7 protein-coding genes are annotated in these 22,497 nt (G+C 74.8%); all 7 read left to right on the plus strand.

Features of this window, described 5'->3' with window-relative positions:
* Positions 1 to 11 precede the first annotated feature (11 nt).
* Complete coding sequence (locus ACFWA9_RS01610) at positions 12 to 14,720, plus strand: SDR family NAD(P)-dependent oxidoreductase (RefSeq protein WP_380382312.1); 14,709 nt, start codon at positions 12 to 14, stop codon at positions 14,718 to 14,720.
* A gap of 264 nt (positions 14,721 to 14,984) precedes the next feature.
* Entirely contained in the window at positions 14,985 to 15,701 is a 717-nt protein-coding gene (locus ACFWA9_RS01615; protein WP_380382314.1) for a hypothetical protein, read from the plus strand.
* 5 nt (positions 15,702 to 15,706) lie between these two features.
* Entirely contained in the window at positions 15,707 to 18,961 is a 3,255-nt protein-coding gene (locus ACFWA9_RS01620) for a condensation domain-containing protein (RefSeq protein ID WP_380382316.1), read from the plus strand.
* An 80-nt stretch (positions 18,962 to 19,041) separates the two neighbouring features.
* Positions 19,042 to 19,908 carry a 3-hydroxyacyl-CoA dehydrogenase family protein gene (locus ACFWA9_RS01625; RefSeq protein WP_380382318.1) on the plus strand — a complete coding sequence of 289 codons (867 nt, stop codon included), beginning with the start codon at positions 19,042 to 19,044 and terminating at the stop codon, positions 19,906 to 19,908.
* Positions 19,905 to 20,195: an acyl carrier protein gene (locus tag ACFWA9_RS01630; RefSeq protein ID WP_329490249.1), complete on the plus strand. Its 291-nt coding sequence runs from the start codon at positions 19,905 to 19,907 to the stop codon at positions 20,193 to 20,195. The genes ACFWA9_RS01625 and ACFWA9_RS01630 overlap by 4 nt, the downstream gene beginning before the upstream one ends.
* On the plus strand, positions 20,188 to 21,303 hold the full coding sequence (locus ACFWA9_RS01635) for an acyl-CoA dehydrogenase family protein (RefSeq protein WP_329490250.1): 1,116 nt from the start codon (positions 20,188 to 20,190) through the stop codon (positions 21,301 to 21,303). Before ACFWA9_RS01630 ends, ACFWA9_RS01635 begins: the two co-directional genes overlap by 8 nt.
* 45 nt (positions 21,304 to 21,348) lie before the next feature.
* On the plus strand, positions 21,349 to 22,455 hold the full coding sequence (locus ACFWA9_RS01640; protein WP_380382320.1) for an HAD-IIIC family phosphatase: 1,107 nt from the start codon (positions 21,349 to 21,351) through the stop codon (positions 22,453 to 22,455).
* Positions 22,456 to 22,497 lie beyond the last annotated feature (42 nt).

The following is a 22,497-nucleotide window of genomic DNA, read 5'->3' on the forward strand; positions in this document are numbered from 1 at the left end:
TGGAGGCAGCGATGACCGGACAGGCCGACAAGCTCCTTGAAGCGCTGCGTGCCTCCGTGAAGGAAACCGAGCGGCTGCGACAGCGGAACCGCCAGCTCGTCTCGGCGGCCTCGGAACCGCTGGCGATCGTCGGCATGAGCTGCCGCTACCCCGGGGGCGTGACGACCCCCGAGGAACTGTGGGAGCTGCTCGCCGCCGGCGGGGACGCGATCTCCGGGTTCCCGGACGACCGCGGCTGGGACACCGAGGGCGTCTACGACCCCGACCCCGACCACCAGGGCACGTCCTACGTGGTCGAAGGCGGGTTCCTGCGGGACGCGGCCGGGTTCGACGCCGGGTTCTTCGGGATCTCGCCGCGTGAGGCGCTGGCGATGGACCCGCAGCAGCGGCTGCTGCTGGAGACGTCCTGGGAGGCGCTGGAGCGGGCCGGGGTCGACCCGGCCTCGCTCCGGGGCTCGCAGACCGGCGTGTTCGTCGGCGTCGCCCCCTCCGACTACGTCGCGCACCAGTCCCTGCAGACCATGGAGGGGCTCGACTGGCACCTCATGACCGGTGGTGCGGCCAGCGTGATGTCCGGCCGCATCTCCTACCTGCTCGGTCTGCAGGGGCCGGCGGTCTCCGTCGACACGGCGTGCTCGTCGTCGCTGGTGGCGCTGCACCTGGCCTGCCAGGCGGTGCGCGCCGGGGAGTGCTCGCTGGCGCTGGCCGGCGGTGTCACGGTCATGGCCACCACCATGGGCTTCGTCGGGTTCTCCCGGCAGCGCGGCCTGGCCGAGGACGGGCGTTGCAAGGCGTTCTCGGCCGACGCGGACGGCATGGGGATGGGCGAGGGCGCCGGCATGGTCGTCGTCGAGCGCCTGTCGGACGCGCTGCGCAACGGGCACAAGGTGCTCGCGGTGGTGCGCGGTTCGGCCGTGAACCAGGACGGCGCGTCCAACGGTCTGACGGCGCCGAACGGTCCGTCCCAGCAGCGGGTGATCCGCGCGGCCCTGGCCAACGCGCGGATCTCGGCCGCCGACGTGGACGCGGTCGAGGCGCACGGCACGGGCACCACGCTGGGCGACCCCATCGAGGCCCAGGCGCTGCTCACCACCTACGGCCAGGACCGTCCGGAGGGACGGCCGCTGCTGCTGGGGTCGGTGAAGTCCAACATCGGCCACTCCCAGCAGGCGGCGGGTGTCGCCGGTGTGATCAAGATGGTGCTGGCGCTCCAGCACGAGCAGCTGCCGAAGACCCTGCACGCGGACGTGCCGTCGCCGCACGTCGACTGGACGGAAGGCGAGGTCCGGCTGCTGACCGAGGCCGTGCCGTGGCCGGCCGGTGAGCGGGCCCGCCGGGCCGGGGTGTCCTCGTTCGGCCTGAGCGGTACCAACGCGCACGTCATCCTGGAGGAGGCCCCGGCCGGGGGCGCCGAGGCCCAGGAGGGTGACACCCCGGCGACGGCGCCGGTGGTGTCGGGGGCGGACGCGTGGCTGGTGTCGGGCCGGACGGCCGAGGGGCTGACGGCGCAGGCGGAGCGGTTGCACGCGTGGGTGTCGGCGCGGCCGTCGGTGGATCCGGCGGAGGTGGCGTGGTCGTTGGCGACGACGCGGTCGGTGTTCGAGCACCGGGCGGTCGTGCTGGGTGGCGGGCGCGGTGAGCTGGTGGCCGGGTTGGAGAGTCTGGCGGCCGGTGTGCCGTCGGGGTCGGTGGTGTCGGGTGTGGCGCGGCCGGGTGCGCGGGTGGTGTTCGCGTTCGCCGGTCAGGGTTCGCAGTGGGTCGGCATGGGCCGTGAACTGGCGGCGTGCAGCCCGGTGTTCGCGGCGCGGCTCGCGGAGTGCGAGGCGGCGCTGGCGCCGTATGTGGACTGGTCGCTGGGCGATGTCCTGGCGGGTGTGCCGGAGTTGACGGCGGCGGATGTCGTCCAGCCCGCGTTGTGGGCGGTGATGGTGTCGCTGGCGGCGGTCTGGGAGGCCGCGGGCGTCACCCCGGACGCCGTGGTCGGTCACTCGCAGGGTGAGATCGCGGCGGCGACGGTGGCCGGGATGCTGTCGTTGGAGGACGGCGCCCGGGTGGTGGCGCTGCGTTCGCGGTCGCTGAAGGTCCTGGCGGGCCTGGGCGGCATGTTGTCGGTGAGCCGGAGCGCCGCGGTGGTCGAGGAGCGGATCGCCCGGTTCGGTGAGCGGCTGTCGCTGGCGGCGGTCAACGGGCCTTCGGCGGTGGTGGTTTCGGGTGAGCCCGAGGCGCTGGAGGAGCTGAGGGCGGAGTTCGAGGCCGAGGGTGTCCGGGCCCGCCTTGTCGCGGTGGACTACGCCTCGCACTCGGCGCAGGTGGACCGTCTCGAAGCGGAGATCACCGGGGTTCTCGCGGCGGTGGCTCCGCGCCGGGGCCGGATCCCGATGGTGTCTGCGATGACCGGGGAGACGCTGACCGGTGAGGAGTTGGACGCCGCCTACTGGTACGGCAGCCTGCGCGCGACGGTGCACTTCGACCGCGCGGTGCGCACGCTGGCCGGTCAGGGGCACCAGGTCTTCGTGGAGGTGACTCCGCACCCGGTGCTGCTGGGCGCGATGAACGACACGCTCGAAGAGGTCGCCCAGGAGGCCGCCGCGCTGCCGGCGGCCGTCTGCGGCACGCTGCGCCGCGACGACGGCGGTGCCCAGCGCCTGCTGGCCTCACTCGCCGAGGCCTTCGTCAACGGTGCTCCCGTGGACTGGCGCACGGTGCTCCCGGCCGCCGAGTCGGTGGAGCTGCCCACCTACGCCTTCCAGCACGAGCAGTTCTGGCCGCCGGCTGCGGCGCCGTCCCTCGGTGGCGACGCGGTCTCGCTCGGCCTGGGCGCGGTCGGTCACCCGCTGCTGGGCGCGGCCGTCGAGCTGGCCGGTGGCGCGGGGCTGGTCTGCACCGGGCGGCTGTCGCTGCGGACGCACCCCTGGCTGGCCGACCACGTGGTCGGCGGGGTCGCGCTGCTGCCGGGGACCGGCTTCGTCGAGATGGTGGTCCGGGCCGGTGACCAGGTGGGGTGCGGCCTGCTGGAGGAGCTGACGCTCCAGGCGCCGCTGATCTTCCCGGCGGACGGCTCCGGTGTGCAGGTCCAGGTCGTGGTGGCCGCCGCCGATGCGGACGGCCGTCGGACCGTCGAGGTGTTCTCCCGCCCGGACGCCGCCGACGCGCAGCAGGCGTGGCTCCAGCACGCGAGCGGTCTGGTCGCCCATGCCGGTGAACCCGCCCTCGCCGAGGAGGACTTCGCGGTCTGGCCTCCGCGCGGGGCCACAGCGGTGGACGTCAGCGGTATGTACGAGGCGCTGGCCGGGACGCCCTACGGCTACGGCCCGGCGTTCCGGGGGCTGCGCGCGGTGTGGCGCCGGGGCGACGAGGTCTTCGCCGAGGTGGCGCTACCCGAGGGCGTGGCCGCCGATGCCGGTGCGTTCGGTCTGCACCCGGCGCTGCTGGACGGCGTGTTGCACGCCAGCGCCCTGGTCGGCGGTTCCGAGGAGGGCGAGCCCGGGCAGGTGCGGCTGCCGTTCGCGTGGACGGGTGTCGAGCTGCACGCGGCGGGTGCGTCCGTGCTGCGGGCCCGGCTGCGCCGGGACGCGCAGGGCAGTCTGGTGCTGACGGCGGCGGACGCCACCGGCGCGCCGGTGGTCTCCGTCGAGTCGCTGATCACCCGCCCGGTGGCAGCCGACCAACTGAACTCCGCTGCCTCGACGGTGGCGGATGCCCTGTTCACCGTCGAGTGGGCACCGATCGCCGCTGCCGAGGCTCCGGCCGGGGCGTGGGCGCTGATCGGCGCCGACCGCTTCGGCCTCGCCGAGGCACTGGACGCCTCCGGCGTTCCGGTCCGGGCCTTCACGGACCTGGCCGGTCTGGCCGCCGCCACCGAGGCGGGGGAGATCGAGCCCGCCCTGGTGCTGGCCTGCGCCGGTGACCAGGGCAGTGACAACCCGGCGCGGGCGGCCGCGCGCGTGACCGGTGAGGTGCTCGGCCTGGCCCAGGCCTGGCTGGCCGAGGAGCGTCTGGCCGAGGCCCGGTTGGTGGTCGTCACCCGGGGAGCCGTCGCTGCCGCGGCCGGTGAGCGGATCGCTGATCTGCCCGCCGCCGCCGTCTGGGGTCTGCTGCGCTCGGCGCAGTCGGAGAACCCCGGCCGACTCGTCCTGGTCGACCTGCCCGCCGGTGAGTCCGGTGCGCCCGCCACGGTGCTGCCGTCGGCGGTGGGCAGCGGTGAGTCCGAGCTGGTCGTCCGCGCCGACCAGGCCCACGGGCGGCGTCTGGCGCGCCCGGCGGGCGAGCTGGCGGTGCCCGAGGGCCCGTGGCGGCTGGAGCCGGACGCCGGCGGGTCACTGGAGGGGCTGACACCGGCGCCGGCGCCGCAGACGGGCGCCCTGCTGGAGACCGGACAGGTCCGGGTGGCGGTCCACGCGGCCGGGCTGAACTTCCGCGACGTGCTGATCGGCCTGGGCATGTACCCGGGCGGCGGTGTGATGGGCAGTGAGCTCGCCGGAACGGTGCTCGAAGTCGGCTCCGGAGTCTCCGGACTGGCCGTGGGCGACCGGGTGATGGGCGTCGCCGCAGGCGGGTTCGGGCCGGTGGCGGTCACGGACGCCCGGCAGCTGGTGCGGATCCCGGAGGGCTGGACCTTCGCCGAGGCCGCGTCGGTGCCCGTGGCGTTCATGACGGCCTGGTACGCCCTGGTCGAACTGGCCGAGGCCGAGGCCGGCCGGCGGGTGCTCGTGCACGCGGGCGCCGGTGGCGTCGGTATGGCGGCGGTGCAGCTCGCCCGGCACCTGGGCCTGGAGGTGTTCGCGACGGCGAGTCCGGCGAAGTGGCCGGTGCTGGCCGCGATGGGCCTGGACGAGGCGCACATCTCCTCGTCCCGCGATGCCGGGTTCGAGGCGGAGTTCCTCGCCGCGACCGGCGGCGCGGGCGTGGACATCGTGGTGAACTCCCTGGCGGGCGAGCTGACGGACGCCTCGCTTCGGCTGCTGCCGCGCGGTGGGGCCTTCGTCGAGATGGGCCGTACCGACCTCCGTGACGCGGAGGCCCTGGCGGCGCAGTACCCGGGGGTCTTCTACCGGCCGTTCGATCTCGGCGAGGCCGGGCCCGAGCGGATGGGCGCGATGCTCGGCCGGATCGTCGACCTGATGGCGGCGGGCGAGCTGACGCGGCTCCCGGTCCGGGCCTGGGACGTGCGGCGGGCGCGTGAGGCGTTCCGCTTCATGCAGCAGGCGCGCCACACCGGCAAGCTGGTCCTGACCGTCCCCGTCGAACTGCGCGCCCCCCGCACATCCGGGCGGTCGGCGCTGGTGACGGGTGGCACGGGCACGCTGGGCGGTCTGGTGGCCAGGCATCTGGTGACCGCGGCCCAGGCGGACGGTCTGGTGCTGACCAGCCGTTCCGGTCCGGCTGCCGCCGGGGTGGCCGTGCTGGCGGCGGAGCTGGCGCGGTCGGGTGCGTCGGTGGACGTGGTCGCCTGTGACACGGCGGACCGTGAGGCGCTGGCCGCGCTGCTGGCGGCGATTCCGGCCGGGCGTCCGCTGCGGAGCGTGATCCACACCGCCGGTGTCCTGGACGACGGGATCATCGCGTCGCTGACGCCCGAGCGGGTGGCCGCGGTGATGCGGCCGAAGGCCGACGGTGCCTGGCACCTGCACGAGCTCACCCTGGGGCTGGACCTGGACCGGTTCGTGCTGTTCTCCTCGGCCGCGGCGACGTTCGGTGTCCCGGGTCAGGGCAACTACGTGGCGGCCAACGCGTTCCTGGACGCGCTGGCAGCCGACCGGCGGGCGGCCGGACTGCCCGGCACGTCGCTGGCCTGGGGCCTCTGGGCGGAGGTCAGCGGCCTGACCGGGCAGCTCTCGGACTCCGACCGGGCCCGCCTGACCCGCGGTGGCGCCGTGGCACTGAGCGCGGCCGAGGGCCTGGCCCTGCTGGACCAGGGGACCGCCCGCTCCGAGGCGCTGCTGGTGGCGACCCGGCTGGACCTCGCCGGGCTGCGCGCGCAGGCCGCGCGGAGCGCGGAGGTCCCGCCGCTCTGGCGGACCCTGGTCACGGCCGGGACCGGCCGGCGGACCGCCGCCTCGGGCGGCGTCGGCGCGGACTCGCTGCAACGGCAGCTGGCCGGCCTCTCCGAACAGGAGCGCACCCGGCTGCTCACCGACCTGGTCCGGACCCACGTGGCGGCCGTGCTGGGGCACAGCTCCGCCGAGGCCGTCGAGCCCGGCCGGGCCTTCACCGACCTGGGCTTCGACTCGCTCACCGCGGTCGAGCTGCGCAACCGCCTGGGCACCGCGACCGGCCAGCGGCTGCCGGCCACCCTGGTCTTCGACTACCCCAACCCGGTCGCGCTGGCCGGTCACCTGCGGGCCCGGCTGCTCGGTGACGCCGAGCAGCCCGTGGACCTCCTGCCGGTCCGCCCGGCGGAGGCGGGAGCCGACGAGCCGATCGCGATCGTCGGGATGGCCTGCCGGCTCCCCGGCGACGTGAACGACCCCGACGGGTTCTGGCAGCTGCTCACCACCGGGGCGGACGCGATCTCCCGCTTCCCGGACGACCGCGGCTGGAACGTGGAGGGCCTCTACGACCCGGACCCCGAGAGCGTCGGCACCTCCTACACCCAGGAGGGCGGCTTCGTCGCGGACGCCGGCGGCTTCGACGCCGGGTTCTTCGGGATCTCGCCGCGTGAGGCGCTGGCGATGGACCCGCAGCAGCGCCAGCTGCTGGAGACGTCCTGGGAGGCGCTGGAGCGGGCCGGGATCGACCCCGCGACGCTGCGCGGCAGCCAGACCGGCGTCTTCGTCGGCGGGTTCGCGTCGGCCTACGGGCTCGGACTGGCGACCGGCGGCGAGGGAGCCGAAGGGCACCTGACGACCGGCTTCGCGACGAGCGTGATGTCCGGCCGGGTGTCCTACACGCTGGGCCTGGAGGGCCCGGCGGTGACCATCGACACCGCGTGCTCGTCCTCGCTGGTGGCGCTGCACCTGGCCACCCAGGCGATCCGCGCCGGGGAGTGCTCGATGGCGCTCGCCGGCGGGGCCACCGTGATGGCGACCCCCGACGGCATTGTCGGGTTCAGCCAGCAGCGCGGTCTCGCGGTGGACGGCCGCTGCAAGGCCTTCTCGGCCGACGCGGACGGCATGGGCTTCGCCGAGGGCGCCGGCATGGTGGTCCTGGAGCGGCTGTCGGACGCGCGGCGCAACGGGCACCGGGTGCTCGCGGTGGTGCGCGGCTCGGCGGTGAACCAGGACGGTGCGTCCAACGGTCTGACGGCGCCGAACGGTCCGTCCCAGCAGCGGGTGATCCGGGCGGCGCTGGCGAACGCCGGCCTCACGGCCGCCGATGTGGACGTGGTGGAGGCGCATGGGACGGGTACCAAGCTGGGTGACCCGATCGAGGCGCAGGCGCTGCTGGCGACCTACGGTCAGGATCGTGGTGCCCGGAAGCCGCTGTGGCTGGGGTCGGTGAAGTCCAACATCGGGCACACCCAGGCGGCGGCCGGTGTGGCGGGTGTGATCAAGATGGTGCTGGCGTTGCAGCACCAGGAGCTGCCGAGGACGCTGCACGCGGACGATCCGTCGCCGCACGTGGACTGGTCCGCCGGTGAGGTGGAGCTGCTGACCGAGGCGGCGCCCTGGCCGGTGGGGGAGCGGCCGCGTCGGGCCGGTGTGTCCTCGTTCGGGATCAGCGGCACCAACGCGCACGTCCTGCTGGAGGAGGCGCCCGCGGAGGCCGGTACCGCGACCGACGCGGAGCCGGTCGAGCCGGCCGCTGCCCCGTCGGTGGTCGAACCCGGCGAGGTCGGGGCCTGGGCGGTGTCGGGGCGTTCCGCCCAGGGGCTGACGGCGCAGGCGGAGCGGTTGCACGCGTGGGTGTCGGCACGGCCGTCGGTGGATCCGGCGGAGGTGGCGTGGTCGCTGGCGACGACGCGGTCGGTGTTCGAGCACCGGGCGGTCGTGCTGGGCGACGGGCGCGGTGAGCTGGTGGCCGGGTTGGAGAGTCTGGCGGCCGGTGTGCCGTCGGGTGCGGTGGTGTCGGGTGTGGCGCGGCCGGGTGCGCGGGTGGTGTTCGCCTTCGCCGGCCAGGGTTCGCAGTGGGTCGGCATGGGCCGTGAACTGGCGCTGTCGAGCGCGGTGTTCGCGGCGCGGCTGGCGGAGTGCGAGGCGGCGCTGGCGCCGTATGTGGACTGGTCGCTGGCCGATGTCCTCGCGGGTGTGCCGGAGTTGACGGCGGCGGATGTCGTCCAGCCGGCGCTGTGGGCGGTGATGGTGTCGCTGGCGGCGGTCTGGGAGGCCGCCGGTGTCGCGCCGGACGCCGTGGTCGGTCACTCGCAGGGCGAGATCGCGGCGGCGACGGTGGCCGGGATGCTGTCGCTGGAGGACGGCGCCCGGGTGGTGGCGCTGCGTTCGCGGTCGCTGAAGGTGCTGGCGGGCCTGGGCGGCATGTTGTCGGTGAGCCGGTCGGCCACCGTGGTCGAGGAGCGGATCGCCCGGTTCGGTGAGCGGCTGTCGCTGGCAGCCGTCAACGGTCCGTCCGCGGTGGTGGTTTCGGGTGAGCCCGAGGCCCTGGAGGAGTTGAGGGCGGAGTTCGAGGCGGAGGGTGTCCGGGCCCGGCTGGTCGCGGTGGACTACGCCTCGCACTCGGCCCAGGTGGACCGCCTCGAAGCGGAGATCACCGAGGTCCTGGCCGGTATCGCGCCGCGCCGGGGCCGGGTGCCGATGGTCTCGGCGATGACCGGCGAGACGCTGACCGGTGAGGAGCTGGACGCCGCCTACTGGTACGGCAGCCTGCGCGCCACGGTGCACTTCGACCGCGCGGTGCGCACGCTGGCGGGCCAGGGGCACCAGCTGTTCGTCGAGGTGACTCCGCACCCGGTGCTGCTGGGCGCGATGAACGACACGCTCGAAGAGGTCGCCCAGGAGGCCGGCCCGGGCATCGTGCCCGCCGCCGTCTGCGGCACCCTGCGCCGTGACGAGGGCGGTGTGGCCCGGCTGGTCACCTCGTTCGCCGAGGCCTTCGTCAACGGCGCCTCCGTGGAGTGGACTTCCGTCCTCCCCGCCGCCGAGCGGGTCGAGCTGCCGACGTACGCCTTCCAGCACGAGCGGTACTGGCCGCGTGCGGCCGGACCGGCCCTGGGCGGGGACGCGGTGTCGCTGGGCCTGGGCGCGGTCGGTCACCCGCTGCTGGGTGCGGCGGTCGAACTGGCCGGTGGTGCGGGCCTGGTCGGCACCGGGCGGCTGTCCGTGCGGACGCACCCGTGGCTGGCCGACCACGCGATCGGTGGGGCGGTGCTCCTGCCGGGGACCGGCTTCGTCGAGATGGTGGTCCGGGCCGGGGACGAACTCGGTTGCGGCCTGCTGGAGGAGCTGACGCTCCAGGCGCCGCTGGTGCTGCCCGCCGACGGCGGGGTGCAGGTCCAGGTGGTGTTGGCCGAGGCGGACGACGACGGCCGTCGGACGGTTGAGGTGTTCTCCCGCCCCGACGGGCAGGAGGAGTGGACGCAGCACGCCGACGGCGTCCTCGCTCCCGCCGGGGAGGCGCCGGTCGCGGAGGAGGACTTCGCGGTCTGGCCTCCGCACGGGGCCACGGCGGTGGACGTCAGCGGTGTGTACGAGGACGCGGCCGACGGGCCGTACGGCTACGGGCCGGCCTTCCAGGGCTTGCGGGCCGCCTGGCGCCGGGGCGACGAGGTCTTCGCGGAGGTCGCGCTGCCGGACTCGGTGGCCGCCGATGCGGGTGCGTTCGGTCTGCACCCGGCGCTGCTGGACGGCGTGTTGCAGGCCAGTGCGCTGGTGTCGGAGGCCGGGGACGAGGTGCGGTTGCCGTTCGCGTGGACGGGTGTCGAGCTGCACGCGGCGGGTGCGTCCGTGCTGCGGGCCCGGCTGCGCCGTGATGCGCAGGGCAGTCTGGTGCTGACGGCGGCGGATGCCACCGGTGCTCCGGTGGTCTCCGTCGAGTCGCTGATCACCCGTCCGGTGTCGGCCGACCAACTCCGTTCGAACGATGCCGGGGTGGCGGATTCCCTGTTCACCGTCGAGTGGGCACCGATCACCGGGGCCGAGGCTCCGGCCGGGGCGTGGGCGCTGATCGGCGCCGACCGCTTCGGTCTGGCCGAGGCACTGGACGCCTCCGGCGTTCCGGTCCGCTCGTTCACGGACCTGGCCGGTCTGGCCGCCGCCACCGAGGCGGGGGAGATCGAGCCCGCCTTGGTGCTGGCCTGCACCGGTGCCCAGGTGGAGGGAGACAACGCGGCCGAGGCCGCCCGCCGGGCGACCGGCGACGCCCTGGGCCTGGCCCAGACCTGGCTGGCCGAGGAGCGACTGGCCGAGGCCCGGTTGGTGGTCGTCAGCCGAGGGGCCGTCGCTGCCGCGGCCGGGGAGCGGATCGCCGATCTGCCCGCCGCCGCGGTCTGGGGTCTGCTGCGCTCGGCGCAGTCGGAGAACCCCGGCCGGCTCGTCCTGATCGACCTGCCGACCGGCGCGGGCGCCGAGCAGATCGCCGTCCTCCCGACGGCACTCGCCACCGGCGAGCCCGAACTCGCCGTTCGCGGCACCCTGGCCCACGGACGACGGCTGACGCGTCCATCCCGTTCCACGGAGGCAGTTGAACAACTGCCGGGCCGCACATCCGGGCGGACGGCGCTGGTGACGGGTGGCACGGGCACGCTGGGCGGTCTGGTCGCGCGGCATCTGGTGACCGCGGCCCAGGCGGACGGTCTGGTGCTGACCAGCCGTTCCGGTCCGGCCGCCGCCGGGGTGGCCGTGCTCGCGGCGGAGTTGGCGCGGTCGGGTGCGTCGGTGGACGTGGTCGCCTGTGACACGGCGGACCGTGAGGCGCTGGCCGCGCTGCTGGCGGCGATTCCGGCCGGGCGTCCGCTGCGGAGCGTGATCCACACCGCCGGAGTGCTCGACGACGGGACGATTCCGTCGCTGACGCCCGAGCGGGTGGCCGCCGTGATGCGGCCGAAGGCCGACGGTGCCTGGCACCTGCACGAGCTCACCCGGGAGCTGGACCTGGAGCAGTTCGTGCTGTTCTCCTCGGCCGCGGCGACGTTCGGCGTCCCGGGTCAGGGCAACTACGTGGCGGCCAACGCGTTCCTGGACGCGCTGGCAGCCGACCGGCGGGCGGCCGGACTGCCCGGCACCTCGCTCGCCTGGGGCCTCTGGGCGGAGGTCAGCGGCCTGACCGGGCAGCTCACCGACGCCGAGCGGTCCCGGATGACCCGGAGCGGGACCAGCGGGCTGAGCGCGGCCGAGGGCCTGGCCCTGATGGACCTGGCGCTCGGCCGGGACGAGGCGGTGCTGGTCCCGGCCCGGCTGGACCTGGCCGGGCTGCGGTCCCAGGCGGCCCGCACCGGTGACGTCCCGCCGCTCTGGCGGGCACTGGCCGGCCGACCGGCCCGGCGCACCGCCGCCGCCTCCGACGGGGCGGGCGCGGACTCGCTGCGGCAGCGGCTCGCCGCACTGCCCGCCGCGGACGGCGACCGGATGCTGCTGGACCTGGTCCGGGCGAACGTGGCGGCCGTGCTGGGGCACAGCTCCGCCGAGGCCGTCGAGCCCGGCCGGGCCTTCACCGACCTGGGCTTCGACTCGCTCACCGCCGTCCAGCTGCGCAACCGCCTCACCACCGGGACGGGACTGCGGCTGCCGGCCACCCTGGTCTTCGACTACCCCAACCCGGCCGTGCTGGCCGGGCACCTGCGGGGCCGGCTCGGCGGCGGAGCCTCGGCGGCCATGGCACCGCCGGCCCCGGTCGGGGCGGCGGCCCACGACGAGCCGATCGCGATCGTCGGCATGAGCTGCCGGTTCCCGGGCGGTGTGACGGGGCCCGAGGACCTCTGGCGGATGATCTCCGAGGGGCAGGACGCGATCTCGCCGTTCCCCGCCGACCGCGGCTGGGACCTGGACTCCCTCTACGACCCGGACGCCGCGCACATCGGCACCTCGTACACCCAGGCGGGCGGGTTCGTGCAGGACGCCAGCGCCTTCGACGCCGGGTTCTTCGAGATCAGCCCGCGCGAGGCGCTGGCGATGGACCCGCAGCAGCGGCTGCTGCTGGAGCTGTCCTGGGAGGCCATCGAGGGGGCCGGGATCGACCCGGTGTCCCTGCGCGGCAGCCAGACCGGCACCTTCGTGGGCGGCTACACCTCCGGCTACGAGATGAGCGTGCTGGCGCACGGCGGCGCGGAGGCCGAGGGCCACCTGATGACCGGGATCGCGACCAGCATCCTGTCCGGCCGGCTGGCCTACACCTTCGGTCTGGAGGGGCCGGCGGTCACGGTCGACACGGCGTGCTCGTCGGCGCTGGTGGCGCTGCACCTGGCGGCCCAGGCACTGCGGTCCGGCGAGTGCACGATGGCGCTCGCCGGGGGCGTGACGATCATGGCCACGCCGGGGACGTTCGTCGAGTTCTCCCGCCAGCGCGGGCTGGCCCCGGACGGCCGCTGCAAGGCGTTCGCCGCCGCGGCGGACGGCACCGGCTTCGCCGAGGGCGCGGGCGTGCTGGTGGTCGAGCGGCTGTCCGACGCGCAGCGCAACGGGCACCGGGTGCTCGCGGTGCTGCGGGGCAGCGCGACCAACCAGGACGGTGCGTCCAACGGTCTGACCGCCCCCAACGGGCCCTCGCAGCAGCGGGTGATCCGGGCCGCGCTGGCCAACGCCGGCGTCCGCGCCGACGAGGTCGACGTGGTGGAGGCGCACGGCACGGGCACCAGGCTGGGCGACCCGATCGAGGCCCAGGCGCTGCTGGCCACCTACGGCCAGGACCGGCCGGAGGACCGGCCGCTCTGGCTGGGGTCGGTGAAGTCCAACATCGGACACACCCAGGCCGCGGCCGGCATCGCCGGAGTGATCAAGATGGTGCTCGCCCTGCGGCACGGCCGGATGCCTGCCACGCTGCACGTCGACGAGCCCACGCCGCAGGTCGACTGGACGGAGGGCCGGGTGCGGCTGCTGACCGAGCCGGTGCCGTGGCAGCCGAACGGGCGGCCGCGCCGGGCGGGCGTCTCCTCGTTCGGGATCAGCGGTACCAACGCGCACGTCATCGTGGAGGAGGCCCCCGCGCCGGCCGCGCCGGCCGCGCCCGTCGCCCCGTCGGCAGCGCCGGCGGTGGTGCCGTGGGTGCTGTCCGGACGGACCGAGGAAGCGCTGCGGGCCCAGGCCGGGCGGCTGCGCGACTTCCTCCTCGACCGGCCGGACGCGGACCCGGTGGACATCGGGTTCTCCCTGGCCACCACGCGCACCGTCTTCGACCACCGGGCGGTCGTGCTGGGCGCGGACCGGGACGGCCTGCTCGCGGGCCTCGCGGTGGCCGCCGCCGGCGTGCCCACCAGGGACGTGCTGACCGGCACCGCGACGGCGGGCCACCGGCCCGTGTTCGTCTTCCCCGGCAGCGAGTCCCGGTGGCTCGGCTGCGCCGCCGCGCTGCTGGACGAGGCGCCGGTCTTCGCGGACCGGATCGCCGCGTGCGAGCGGGACCTGGCCCCGTACGTGGACTGGAAGGTCACCGAGGTGCTGCGGGAGGGCCCGGCCGGTCCGGCGCTCGACCGCCCCGAGGTCCTCCAGCCGGTGCTCTGGGCGGTGATGGTGTCGCTGGCCGCGCTGTGGCGCTCGGCGGGCGTCCACCCGGCGGCCGTCGCGGGCCACGCGGTGGGCGAGGTCGCGGCCGCCCAGGTGGCCGGTGTGCTGTCACCGGCGGACGCGGCCCGGATCGCGGTGCTGACCGGCCGTTCGGCGGCCGGCGCGGCCGCCGACCGGGCGGAACTCGCCGCCGTCCGCCCGCGGGCGGGCACGGTGCCGCTGTTCTCCACCCGGGCGATGGCCTGGGCCGAGGGCGCCGGGCTGGGCGCCGACCACTGGGTCCGGAGCCCGCAGGACACCCTGCCGGCCGAGGAGTTGGCGGCGGCCCTGGCCGACGGCGGGTTCGGCGCGTACATCGAGGTCAGCGCCGACCCGGTGCTCACCGCGGCCCTCGCCCGGGCCCTGGACGACCGGGGCCTGCGGGCCGGGGCGGGCGCCACCGTCACCGGGACGCTGCGCCACGGGGAAGGGGGCCTGCGGTCGTTCACGGCCGGCCTGGCCGCCCTCCACGTCCTCGGCGTCCCCGTGGACTGGGCCGCGGTCCTGGGCGGCGGGCGCCGCGTCGACCTGCCGACGTACGCGTTCCAGCGACAGCCCTACTGGCCGCAGCCGCCGGCCCGCAGGCCCGGCGCCGAACCGGTCGCGGCCGGCTCCGCCACCCCGGGCGAGCAGCGCTTCTGGGCCGCGCTGGAGGGCGGGGACATGGCCGCCCTGGCCGAAGTCCTCGGCCTGGCCGAGCCGTTGCGGGAGGACATGCCGCTGGGCACGGTGCTGGCGCGGCTCTCGACCTGGCGGCAGCAGGAACGCGAGCAGGCGCCGCTCGACGGCCCCGACGGGTCCGCCGACGGCTCCGGCGACCTCGACTGGCTCCGGCAGCTGGCCGGCCTCGGCGAGGCGGAGCAGCGGGAGCTGGTGCTCGACCTGCTCCGCCAGGAGATCGCCACGATGCTCGGCTACGCGTCGGTCGATTCGGTCCGCCCGAACGGCGACGTGTTCGAGATGGGCATGACGTCCATGTCGGCCGTTCAACTGCGGGAAAGAATTACCGGGCTGACCGGCCTTAAGCTGCCGGAGGGCTTCATCTATGACCTCTATCTGCCGGAAGCGATCGCGGATTTCCTGCTCGGCGAGCTGACGGCGGTCCTCCGGGAAAGCACCGACGGGCAATGAGCCGGCGGGCCATGAGCCGGGGGCCGATGAGCGGCCCCCGGCGATCCGGGGCCGTGCCGGTGTCCGACCGGTTCTTCGAGGAAATGTTCCACGGGCTGTGCCGCAGGGAAACCAGCCGTCCGACTCCGAAGATGGGATGAGAAAGTGCCGAACGAGAACGCCTGGAGCGTCATAACCGCCCCGACGTCGAAGTCCCTTGTTCTCGGAATCGATTTCCCCGCCGCCGGGCGGCGCGAGGCCGGATTCGAGGACCTCGCACGGAAGATGGGCCCGGCCTGGGCCGGGCACGGGTTCCTGCAGACCACGCCCCCGCCGGTCCGCCTGGCCGACCGCCCGGCCGGCGACTACTACACCGAGCACTGGCTGAACGCCGGCGAGTGGGAGAAGTACGAGGTGGTGGCCGTGCTCGGCTACTGCGTCGGCGGCGTCTACGCCGGTGAGATCGCCGACCGCCTGGCGCAGCGTCAGGGCACCGCGCCCAAGGTGATCCTGTTCGACCCGCAGGTCACCGACCTGCAGCTGCTGGAGTCCGAGATCCACAAGATGATCGCGCTGGCCGGCCCGGTCTTCACCGCGGAGGAGGCGGAGCACGCCCGCGAGCGGGCCGCCGAGATCGTCGGGGCCCCGTCGATCGGCCTGCTCGACGCCGCCGTCGAGATCGTCGGCCTCTACCGCGAGATGGCCTCCATCGCCTTCCGGCGGATCGGTCTCGCCGACGCCCGCCGGGACGAGGTCGTGCTGCTCTTCGAGTCGTACATGACGTGGCTCTCCGCCGCCTCCCAGATCGACCCGAGCCGGGCCTGGGGCGAGGCGCTCGCCGTCACCTCCTCCGACTACGCGGAGCTGGAGCGGACCGGCGCGGCGACGGTGGTCAACGCCAGCAAGGTGCTGGGCCGGCGGCTCTCGCTGGAGATCGGCCACGTCGACCTCCTGCGGGACGACTCGACGGTCCGGCTCCTCCTCGACAACGCCGAATTCTGAGGGCGATGAACTCCGACCTGGGCGCGTCCGGCCGACCGCCGGAACCGGACCGCGCGAACGCACCGACGAACGCACCGACGAACGCCCCGACTACCGCGACGACGAACGCGCCGACGACCTCGGCGTCGACCGCGACGACGAGCAAGGAGAAGGCCCTCTGGCTGCTGGAGCAGCTGGTCCCGGAGACCGGGGTCAACAACCTGGGGCTGGCCCTCCAGGTGAGCGGGCGGCTGCGGCCGGACGCGCTGCGGGCGGCCCTGGCGATCGTGGTCGGCCGGTACGAGGTGCTGCGGACCGTCTACCGCACCACCGGGGCGGACCTGGTCAAGGAGGTCGTCCCCGCGAGCGGGTTCGCCCTGGAGATCGAGCCGCTCGACCTGTCGGGCGACTCGGTGGAGCGGCAGCTGACGGCGTTCGCGGACCGGCCGTTCCGGCTCGACGGCCGGCCGCTGGTCAGGATCGGGCACGCCGTCCGTCCGGACGGCGACGTGCTCTGCGTGGCCGTGCACCACCTGGTCTTCGACATGGTCTCGGTGGCCCTGTTCCTCCAGGCGTTCATCCCGGTCTACGACGCGATCGCGGCGGGCCGGCCGGTGCCGCCGCAGGCCACCGCACCGGCCCCGGCGCTCGCCGAGCCCGAGCCGCGGCCCGCCGACCTCGCCTACTGGCGGGAGACCCTGGAGGGCTTCGACCCGGCCGGGCTGGAGCTGTGGTGCGGCACCCCGCGCGACCGGCAGCCGCGGCTGCGGGGCGAGACCGCGAGCCGCGCGCTCTCCCCCGCGGCGCAGCAGGCCGTGCTGCAGTTGCAGCGCGCGGTCAGGGCGCCGCTCGGCGCGGTGATGCTGGCCGCCTACGCGGCCCTCCTCGCGGCGCACGGCGCCGGACCGGACCTCGTCATCGGCTCCCCGGTCAACGTCCGCGGGGCGAACACCGCCGCCATCGGCTACCACGTCAACGTCGTGCCGATCCGGATCCGGGTGGACCTCGCCGAGGGCTTCCGGGCGCTGGCCCGGCAGGCCCGGGACGCGTTCCTCGGGGCGATGGCGCACGCCGACACCCCGGTCGACGAGCTGACCGGGGAGCTGCCGGGGATCGGTACGTCCTGGCAGACCCAGCTCTTCCGGCACCTGTTCAACTTCCTGCCCGAGGCGCCGGCCGGCGAGCTGTCGGTCGGCGGCATGGCGGCCCGGGTGCTGACGGTGGAGAACCCGCACAGCAAGTTCGACCTGGAGCTGGTCGGCTCGCCGTCCCGGGCGGAGATCGTGTTCCGCCACTCCGAGACGCTGGCCCCGGCCGAGGTCGAGGCGATGCTGGACCGGTTCGACGCCCTGCTGGTCGCGGCCGCGCAGGACCCGGACCGGCCGCTCGCCGGGACGGCGGGCTGGAGCGACGCCGACCGCCGGGCCGTCGACCGGGCCGACGGGACGGCCGCCCCGGCCGTGCGCCCGACGGTGCCCGCGGCGTTCCGGGCCTGGGCGGAGAAGACACCCGAGGCCCCGGCCGTGACCGACGGCGACCACGGCGTCGACTACCGGCAGGTGGACGGGGCGGCATCCGCCGTCCGCGCGCTGCTGGCCGGCGCCGGCATCGGGCCGGGCGACACGGTGGCGATCGCCGTGCCGCGGCGCGAGGCCGCGGCCGCCGCCCTCGGCGTCTGGCGGGCCGGCGCCGTCTGCCTGCCGCTCGACGCCGGACACGACCCGTCCTGGCTGACCCGGCAGCTCACCCACGCGCGGGCGAAGGCCGTCCTCACCGGCACGGGTGTCCGGCTGCTCGACGGCGCCGACCTGCCGCCGGTCCTGACGCCGGTCGACGCCCCCGCGCCCGCCCCCGCGCCCGCCCCTGCGCCCGGTCCCGCCGGACCGGACGCGGACGGCGAACCATCCGCGCCCGCCTGCGTGTTCTACACCTGCGGGGAGGCCGGAGAACCGGTCGCCACCGTGCTCAGCCACGCGGGCCTCGCGGACGCGGTCGGCCACTTCGCGGCCGAGCTCGGCGTCGGGCCCGGCACCGGTGTGCCGACGCTCGCCGCGCCGGCCGGCTTCGACGCGCTCTTCGAGACCTTCCTGGCGCTGGGCGCGGGCGGCCGCTGCGTGGTCCTGCCCGACGGCGCCCGGACCGACGCGACCGCCCTCCGGGCCGCCGCCGACGGGCTCGACGCGACCGTCGCCGTCGTTCCGCCGGGCACCCCGGCCCGCCTCCTGGCGGACCGGGCCGGGCAGCTGCCCGGACTGACGGTGCTGGCGAGCGGCGACGAGCTGACTGCCGAGGTGGCGGAGCGGCTCCTCGCGGCCGGCTGCCGACTGCACAGCGGCCTCTGCCTTCCGGGGACCACCGGCTGGGCGCTGTCCGGCCGGGTGGAGAGCCCCGACGGGCTGACCCGGGGGCGGCCGGTGGCCGGCACCCGGGCCTTCGTCACCGCCCCCGACGGGCGCGAGCTCCCCGTCGGACTGCGCGGTGAACTCCGCCTCGCGGGAACGGCTTCGGCCCCGAGCGGGCCGGACGGTCCGGCGGTCGCGACCGACGCACGGTACGGGCGCCACCACCGCACCGGCGAACTCGCCCGCCGGCGGTCCGACGGGGCGATCGAGTGGCTCGGCCGGGCCGACCGCCGGGTCACCACCGAGGACGGCCCGGTCGACCTCGGCCGCGTGGAGGCCGACCTGCTCGGCCGGCCCGGGGTGACGGCGGCCGCCGCGCTGGCCGTGCCGCGGCCCGACGGCGGGCACACCGTCGTCGCCGTCGCCGAGACGACCACCGAGACGACCACCGAGGCGACCACCGAGGCGTCCACCGAGGCGTCCACCGCGACGACCACCGAGGCGCCCACCGACCCGGCCCCCGGGACAGTCGCCGACCCGGCCGTCGACACAGTCGTCGACCCGGGCACGGCCACCGACACCGGCGCCCCCGCCGGGTCCCGGCTGTTCGTCCGGCTGGCCGCGCTGCCCAGGACACCGGACGGCCGCCCCGACCACGAGGCCCTCCGCGCGCTGGCCCGCAAGGCCGTCGAGCAGGGCGCCGACCGGCCGGACCCGGCGGAGGACGACGCGCTCGTCCGCAGCCTCGTCGGGATCTGGGGGCAGCTGCTGAGCACCGGCGCCACGGCACAGACGAACTTCTTCGACTCGGGCGGCCACTCGCTGCTCGCGGCCGTCCTGGCGCAGCGGGTCGAAGAGCTCACCGGCAGGAACCTCGAACTCGCCGACGTGTTCAAGCACCCGACCCCCGCCGCTCTCGCCGCGCTGCTGCGCGCCTGAGCGGCGGACCACACCGGGCCGCGTCACCACGACCGGGCCGGCCGACAGGAACCGGCTCACGAAACAGCAGGGAAGAATCCATGAGCACTGCTCTTGAGGAGCACCGCCTCGCCATCATCGGCGCCGGTGTGATGGGTACCAACATCTCGGCGCTCGCCCTCGGCCACGGCGTCTCCGTCGTCCTGGTCGACGTCGACGAGATCGTGCTGGAGACGGCCCGGCAGGCCATCCGGCAGAAGCTGCGGCACGCCCAGCTCATGGGCGTCCTGCCGGCCGACCGCCCGCAGGGCACGCTGACCACCAGCGTCAACCTCGACGACATCGCCGAGGCCACCACCGTGGTCGAGGCCGTCACCGAGGTCGACAAGGTCAAGCAGGAGGTGCTCTCCGCGGCCTCCCGGGTCGTGACGCCCGGCACCACCCTGATCTCCAACACCTCGTGCATCCCGATCGACGAGATGGCCGAGTGGATCGTGCGCCCCGAGGACCTGGTGGGCGTGCACTTCATGAACCCCTCCTACATGATCAAGATGGTCGAGGTCATCCGCGGCCCGCGCACCGACCCGGCCGTCCTGGAACAGGCCACCGAGCTGCTCACCGTCCTCGGCCGCGAGGCACTCGTCATCGAGGACTCGGCGGGCTTCGTGATCAACCGCCTGCTCCACCCGCTGATCAACACCGCGGCCATGCTCGTCCAGGAGGGCGTCGCCTCCGTCGAGGTCGTCGACGGCCTGCTGGAGGGCTGCCTCGGCCACTCCACCGGCCCGCTGCGCACCGGCGACCTGATCGGCCTGGAGAACCTGGTCGACTCGCTCAACGTGCTCTACGAGCGCCGCGGTGACGAAAGCTGCCGCCCCTGTGACCTCCTGCTCGAAAAGGTGCGGGACGGCCACCTCGGCCGGAAGACCGGCCGGGGCTTCTACGACTACGGAAAGGTCGCGTCATGACCGTCCACGGGGACAACACTCCGCTGACCGCTGAGACCCTCCAGAAGGAGATCCTCGGCTTCCTCGCCGAGCGCATCAAGACCGACGTCGAGCTGGACCAGGACCTCTTCGCCTCCGGCGTGGTCTCCTCGATGTTCGCCATGCAGCTCGTCGTCCACCTGGAGGACGCCTACGACATCGCCATCGTCGGCGGCGACCTCAAGCTCGACAACTTCCGCACCGTCGGGGGCATGGCCGGCCTCGTGCTGCGCCTGCGCGGCGACGCGGTGGCGGCCGGGAATGCCTGACCGACCGGCCGACGAGCGCGCCCTCATCGGCGAGCTCGTCGGCTCCCGGGCCGGCTCCTGGGACGTCGCGGGCGAACTGCCCCTCGACGTGCTGCGCACGCTCGGCGCCAAGGGCCTGCTGTGCGCGCAGGTGCCGGCCTCCTACGGCGGCCTCGGGCTGAGCAGCCAGGACAACGGCGAACTCACCGCGTACGTGGGGAGCCTGTGCAGCTCCCTGCGGTCCATCATGACCTCGCAGGGCATCGCGGCCTGGACCATCCAGCGCTTCGGCGACCGCGAGCAGCGGCGCACCTTCCTGGCGGAGCTGACCGGCGGGAAGCTCACCGCGGTCGGCTTCAGCGAGCCGGGGGCCGGCAGCGACCTGGCGGCCATGCGCACCCGGATCAAGGCCGACGGCGACGGGTTCGTCATCGACGGCGAGAAGAAGTGGGTCACCGGCACCCGGTACGCCGACTTCGTCGTCGTCATCGGCCGGCAGGGGGACAGCGACGGCGCGGCCGCCGCGATCGTCCCCGTCGACGCGCCGGGCGTGCACATCGACCTGGTACCCCAGCCGATGGGCTGCCGGGCCGCCGGCCACGCCAACATCCGCCTGGACAACGTCCGGCTGCCGGCCACCCACGTGCTGGGCGGCGGCGGACAGCCCCTGTCGATGCTCTTCACCACGGCGCTCTCCTACGGGCGGGTGTCGATCGCGTGGGGCTGCGTCGGCATCCTGCAGGCCTGCCTGAGCGCCGCCACCCGGCACGTGAAGCACCGGCACCAGGCGGGCGTGGCGCTCGCCGAGCACCAACTCGTCCGCGGGCACCTCGCGGAGCTGCTCGTCGCCGAGCAGGTCTCGCGGCGCAGCTGCGAGCACGCCAGCCGGCAATGGGACTCCGCCGCCCCGGACATGGGGCTCACGGCGGTCCTCGCCAAGCACGTCAGCGCGAACCACGCGGCCCGCGGCGCCGCCACCGCGGTCCAACTGCTCGGATCGACCGGTGCCGAGGACGGCCACGTGGTGGCCCGCGCGTTCCGGGACGCCAAGCTCATGGAGCTCATCGAAGGCAGCAACGAGATCTGCCGGCTGATCCTGGCGGACCACGCCCTGTCGATTTCCGACTGACGTCCATCCGACCGAAGTCCGACCGAAAGCTGGTAGGAGACCCCCGTGGCTGAGAAGCCAACCCTCGTGAAGTGCCTGGTCTGGGACCTGGACAACACCGTCTGGGACGGCACGTTGCTGGAGGACCCGACCGTCGAACTGTTCCCCGGAATCCACGACACCATCGTCGAGCTCGACTCCAGGGGAGTCCTGCACTCGGTGTCGAGCAAGAACGACCACGACCTCGCCTGGAAGCGGCTCGAAGACCTGGGCCTCGCCGAGTACTTCGTGCATCCCCAGATCGGGTGGGGGCGAAAGTCCGACGCGGTCAGGCTGATCGCCGAGCGGCTGAACTTCGCGGAGACGGCCGTCGCCTTCATCGACGACCTGCCCACCGAGCGCGCCGAGGTCAACTACCACGCGCCCGACATCCGTTGCTACCCGGCCGAGCAGGCGGCCGAGCTGACCGCACTGCCCGAGTTCAGCCCCGAGATCGTCACGGTCGACGCCCGGCGCCGCCGGGAGATGTACCAGGCGAGCTTCCGCCGGGACGCCGAGAAGGACACCTTCAGCGGCCCCGACGAGGAGTTCCTGCGCACCCTCGACCTCGTCATGGAGATCAAGCGCGCCGACCAGGAGGACATCTCCCGGGTCGAGGAACTGACCCTGCGCACCAGCCAGATGAACGCGACCGGCGTCCACTACTCGGACGCCGCGCTGCGCGCGCTGCTGGTCGACCCGGACCACGAGGTCCTGACCGTCAACCTCACCGACCGCTTCGGTCCGCACGGCGCCGTGGGCGTGCTCCTCCTGGAGCGCCACGCGGATCTGTGGCACCTCAAGCTCCTCGCGACCTCGTGCCGCGTGGTGACCTTCGGTGCCGGCGCGGTCATCCTCAACTGGCTGATCGACCAGGCGGCCCGCTCCGGCGCCCACCTCGTCGCCGACTTCCGGCGCACCGAGCGCAACCGCATGATGGACATCGCCTACCGGTTCGCGGGCTTCGCCGACGACCCCTGCGCCTGCCAGGCCGTCCTCGGCGAGCCCGCCGGGGAGGGCGTCCAGCGCCTGCACCTGGTCGCGGACCGCCGCGAGGGGCCGACCACGATGCGGCTGGACTCGCCCGAACTCGCCGCGGCCGCCCCGGAGAAGGACGCCGTCGCCCGAGGGTGAGCGGTACCGGGACTCCCCGGCCGAACGGAAAGGCGCGCCGAT

Origin of the sequence: Kitasatospora sp. NPDC059973 (assembly GCF_042737525.1) — a bacterium.
Taxonomy (GTDB): Bacteria; Actinomycetota; Actinomycetes; order Streptomycetales; family Streptomycetaceae; genus Kitasatospora.